The sequence below is a fragment of the Candidatus Regiella insecticola LSR1 genome, from assembly GCF_000143625.1.
Classification (GTDB): Bacteria; Pseudomonadota; Gammaproteobacteria; order Enterobacterales; family Enterobacteriaceae; genus Regiella; species Regiella insecticola.
On record NZ_GL379702.1, the window covers coordinates 1 to 3,816 of the forward strand.

A 3,816-nucleotide genomic window follows, 5' to 3' on the forward strand; every position below is an offset into this window, starting at 1 on the left:
CACTACGGGAAAAGTTTCATACTCTATTTCTATCTAGTTGCAATCTTGCAACAGACCATATCGGGATATCATCCCTATGACACCTCTGTTGTTGCCAACAGATTGTCGTAACCGTTTAGTGAGTGGTGACGCACGTCTTGGTGAGAGAGTTCCTCCGCAGGAAGCACTAACCATAATTTGAGTTGCATGAAGCAGAATTTGAACAACGTGTTGCAAATTTGATTCGTGTAGGGGTAGTAGAAGAAGTCGATTGTAAACGTGTTCGCACCCGTGTCAGGCTAGGTAAACTTCTGGTGATGGATTGGTTGCCAATGCTAGCACTGCGCGCAGGCCAGGTTCGTATTTGGGCATCGTTAAAAAAAGGTGAGCAGGTACTAATTGCAGCGCCTAGTGGTGAATTAGGATTAGCCACGATTGTTGGCAGTTATTTTCATCAGAAACGATCCGTACCCAGCAAAGATCAGGATGCCGTGTTACTGGCATGGGATAATGGTGATCGTATCGGAATACAAACCGGATCACTTAACGATACTGATCAAGCAAGGTAAGATAACCCTCGATGCGCCTGACGTGACGGTGACAGGTAAACTGACGGTACACAAAGGTGTGGCTATTGAGGGTAATATCCACGTAACAGGAGGAGATGTTGCTGTAAGCGGGGATGTTGTTGCTGGTTTGTTTCCCGCCCCGTCAATAGTAAACAGACGTCGACTGACGTCTTTTTTATGCTCTCCTTGGGCGGAATTATGACCCGTGGGAGTCAGAACATCTCACGATTGATACCTCTAATAGGGGATCGCCTGTTATTTCTTCAGTGACCGGCGTTGAACTGTCTTTAGCACCAACATTATTTGCGGAAGAGCCCAATCTAAAGTAGCATTGACATATAACCTACATTCGGACGAAGGGTCTGTAAGCCGGAGCTTTCCCGACCGTAAACCTCACCCTATAATCCGGTGCATGTATATTGCCCGCCCTGCAAAAATCTTTTGTGCTATTGATTACGAGTTGGAAAATCTTCTTTTTTCTTTTCCTGGAAAGTCACCATGCAAACTTTAATAGTCTCTAAGAGACCCGCTCTGGCAAATCTAGCTTAAATAACTCACACAGGTTAGTATTTCCTACTTTTTTATTACGTAAAATATGCCGGACGTTTCCAAGATTATCCTTACCGATGTAATTTATTAGATTAAATTTGTGTGGCGTAGAAAAATAAACAAGAAGGGAATCATCTTTAGTCATAAAGCCATGACTGCACAGTTCTCTTAAATTTTTATAGTGAGATTCTTGTATTGCCTTTTTCAAAAGGCTCCCACGGAATTCACCATTTTCGTTACCCCGGTTTGATAGTTCAAGTACATGACGCGATAATTCAGGTAAATCACTTTTAAAATGCACGAAGAATATGTCATCACTATTTTCAGCGTCAAACAGCCCTAACAGTTTATCTTTAGCATAGTTAGGGTTATCAAGTTCTTTGTGAATTTTTTCTATCACTGACTTATTATCTGACATTGTTTGAATTCGTGACGCAATAAAATTCTCTTGTGATAAATGTTCTTTACATTCATCGAAATCATTTTCAAAATCGTTACCTATTTTTAGTGCACATAATTCATTGAAATTATTTTCATAACAATAATCTAATGGTTCAGATTGATAAATTAGATATTTTTCAATGCTAAAAGAATATGACCAGCGATCTGGTTGCTCCATATCTTGATGGATTGCAATTTGAAAATCGTGTTTATAGTCCTCATTGGCTATTTCCCGTAATTTATTAAATTTAGAGGCCATTTTTATTGGCGTGTTTTCACTTGACTCGCAAGAATCAGGTTCAGTCAGTTGTTGGTACAGTTCTATAATGCGCTTTCTTTTGCCTCCGTTTCTTAAAAATTTATCAAAAATTTTATCGAACAATCCCATTTTCGTCGCTTCTTGAAGCGAAGTTGCTTTAATTACCCTACGGATTCTTCTGAGGTTTAGCCGGGTAGTATTAAAATAATTGCCCGGTGGTCGATAAATTATTTCCATGCTGCCTCCATGATGATAATCATACCGTTAGTGAATTAAAACCGGTGGTAAAATCATTATACCTGTCTAGCATTTCACACTGAGCCGACATGTCTTACTGGCTAGCCATGCTCAACAATTACCGGCTAAAAGATAAAATCAAAACAATTAAATAGCATGATGGTATTGCCACTTAATACATGTGAGAAAACCACAAAAATAACGCTAACATAATATTGCAAGCAATATATATAATAAATTTCTATTATTTTTGTTTTTGTACTTTTTTTTCTAACCCAGACAATTACATCGAATTGCCAAAATAACAAAAAGAGCTTATCTATATCATTTACTGATGTTACGCAGCAGGGCGTTCATATAAATCTCCTGAAAAAGGAGCCCCTAAAGGTAAAGTCGCTCTGTCGCGTCAATGCCAAGTCGCTACGCGGATCGCCAAGGCGAGCATTGACCCGTCTATACCCTTCGCCTTTCAAGTTACGGCGGCGTTGGCAGCTCGCACTCATCCTCTGTCATGTACTACTTGTACACTCCTAGGATTCGCTTGATTGCCGCCTTGCCGTAACTCGAAATTCATTGAGTATATATTTTGTGCTTACAACACCCTAAGCTGGGGTGAAAAAATTTCCGGTGGTACGGCGTAGAACACCTTATTAGACTAAAAATGTCCATTCAGGCTAAAAGTGGTATTCCAGTTTTTTATTACCTTCATTTGTTTGATTTAACGATGTCAGCACCGATAAAGAAAGGTTTTTATGTAATGTGTATGTCACACCTGTTTTTAGCATATTGCGCGTTTCGGTTAAATCGGCTTTAGTACTAAATGCGCCTATGGCATCGGCTTGCGCGTTGTATATCAAATCATTGTCTTTTAGCGTGTGTCGGATTTCAATGCCCGACATCCACATTAGAGAGGGTAAAACAGAAACTCGGACATCCGCCCCCATGTAACCGGTCGCATTGTCATAATTAATCTCATCGTACTCTACAGGGAAACTCACTGCATTTTTCTCCTGATAAGTATTTCGGGAAAGGTGGCTATAACGTAGCCCCGCATGCCAGCCCAGTGAAACTCTATTGCTAAAAATAAAGTTTTGCCCCCCTTCAATGGATGCGCCTAACCCGTTCAGTTTGCTATTGCCTTTTCCACCTTCGGTGTGAGACAAAACAGAACGTTCAATATCCAGGTCATACTGACTGAACGAAACCGCCGGACGCAAATAGCTTTTGCCAAAGCTAAACGGAAAATGCCAGTCAGCATAAAAACCGAGGCCAAAATTATTACCATTAATTTCATGAGTATCTGAAAAAGGACGGGAAAACGCATGTTCAATCACGCCACCGAGGGAAAATAGCTCTGTCAGGCCATACCCCAAATTAAACCCGGGAACAATATCTTTCGTTATCACATGAGAAATATTCGTATTAATTGACCAGCACCAATCACCGCGAGCTGAAATACACCCCTGCTGCAACCTCGTCAAAGCTTGCTGCTGAAACGCCATAACAGAAAAAGTATCTGTTGCTAATTTAGAAATGGTATCGCGAGTATTTGTCGCATCGATAGTAAATACGGAAACAACATCCTGGAAGGCGCTTGATTCCACTACTTGCGCCGGTTGAGGCGGGGATGAGGCGTTACTTGGATCCGGTTGAGGTGCCTTAGGCGCTATTGGAGCCGGTTGAGGTGCCTTAGGCGCTATTGGAGTCCGGTTGAGGTGCCTTAGGCGCTATTGGAGCCGGTTGAGGTGCCTTAGGCGCTATTGGAGCCGGTTGAGGTGCCTT

Annotated in this window: 4 protein-coding genes; 2 read left to right on the plus strand and 2 right to left on the minus strand. The window is 41.5% G+C overall.

The annotated features are described in order from the left end of the window. Positions 1 to 182: 182 nt before the first annotated feature. Both REG_RS09560 and REG_RS14735 read left to right on the plus strand, forming a co-directional pair. Complete coding sequence (locus REG_RS09560) at positions 183 to 548, plus strand: phage baseplate assembly protein V (RefSeq protein WP_006705452.1); 366 nt, start codon at positions 183 to 185, stop codon at positions 546 to 548. Continuing rightward, entirely contained in the window at positions 490 to 750 is a 261-nt protein-coding gene (locus REG_RS14735) for a hypothetical protein (RefSeq protein ID WP_043913939.1), read from the plus strand. The genes REG_RS09560 and REG_RS14735 overlap by 59 nt, the downstream gene beginning before the upstream one ends. A 315-nt stretch (positions 751 to 1,065) precedes the next feature. Here the strand turns inward: REG_RS14735 and REG_RS09565 are convergent, their stop codons facing one another. Beyond that, positions 1,066 to 2,034: a hypothetical protein gene (locus REG_RS09565; RefSeq protein WP_006705453.1), complete on the minus strand. Its 969-nt coding sequence runs from the start codon at positions 2,032 to 2,034 to the stop codon at positions 1,066 to 1,068. Positions 2,035 to 2,708: 674 nt separating this feature from the next. After that, positions 2,709 to 3,638: an autotransporter outer membrane beta-barrel domain-containing protein gene (locus REG_RS09570; protein WP_006705454.1), complete on the minus strand. Its 930-nt coding sequence runs from the start codon at positions 3,636 to 3,638 to the stop codon at positions 2,709 to 2,711. Positions 3,639 to 3,816: the final 178 nt, after the last annotated feature.